Source organism: Enterobacter cloacae complex sp.6700776 (assembly GCF_048284255.1).
GTDB lineage: Bacteria > Pseudomonadota > Gammaproteobacteria > Enterobacterales > Enterobacteriaceae > Enterobacter > Enterobacter intestinihominis.
In genome coordinates this window covers 1-308 of record NZ_JBLVYK010000152.1, presented here as the reverse complement: position 1 = coordinate 308, position 308 = coordinate 1, and the positions used below count along the sequence as shown (strand labels likewise).

Annotated in this window: 1 pseudogene; it reads left to right on the top strand. The window is 52.6% G+C overall.

Annotated features, from left to right (window positions below):
• Positions 1 to 52: 52 nt before the first annotated feature.
• A pseudogene (locus ACNQ0T_RS23670) lies at positions 53 to 308 on the top strand (conjugal transfer protein TrbA); the annotation flags it as partial.

The window sequence follows — 308 nt, the reverse complement described above, 5'->3', positions numbered from 1 at the left end:
CCCCCCCCCCCCCAGATGAAGTACCTGGTCTCGTGGGCTCGGAGATGTGTATAAGAGACAGGCATTAAAGCTCATGGATACACTGAACCTCTCATGCAGAATTAAAAGCAAACGGGACAGCGGGAAATTCTGTACCCCTGTTTATTCACTGGCCAAATCAGCTTTCCAGAGAGTGATTAAAAGCAACGGAGCACAGCAATGGCTGAAACAACATCGCTACGTCCGCAGTGGGCTGGTCTGGCTGTATGCACATGACCTGCGGCTTACGCCACCCAACTGGATTTGGCTGAAAGGCGTGGACAGGACGC